The sequence below is a fragment of the Nocardia amamiensis genome, assembly GCF_015477605.1.
In the GTDB taxonomy this organism is placed as follows: domain Bacteria; phylum Actinomycetota; class Actinomycetes; order Mycobacteriales; family Mycobacteriaceae; genus Nocardia; species Nocardia amamiensis_A.
Genome location: NZ_JADLQX010000310.1, coordinates 1 through 264, shown reverse-complemented (window position 1 = coordinate 264; position 264 = coordinate 1). Strand labels below are relative to the sequence as shown.

General features: G+C 68.9%; 1 protein-coding gene. It reads left to right on the top strand.

Annotated features, from left to right (window positions below; translation table 11 throughout):
- The coding region (locus IU459_RS37940) for a hypothetical protein (RefSeq protein ID WP_195134352.1) at positions 1-264 on the top strand (264 nt) is incomplete at both ends.

Genomic DNA, 264 nt, shown 5'->3' with positions numbered 1-264 from the left:
TCAGCGAGGTGCCCGGCGCCGAGACGGCGATGGACGCCGAGCTGGTCTACGCCACCGACCTTTTCGACGGCGCGTTCGCGGGCACGTTCGCCGAGCGTTTCGTGCGCGTGCTGCACGGCGTCGCCGCGGAACCGGATCTGCCGATCGGCGATATCGCGCTACTGGACCAGCAGGAGCGTGTCAAGGTCGTCTGGCAGTGGAATGCCACCGCGTATGCGGTGGACCCGTCGGCGACGCTGGTGTCGCTGTTCGAGGCGCAGGTCG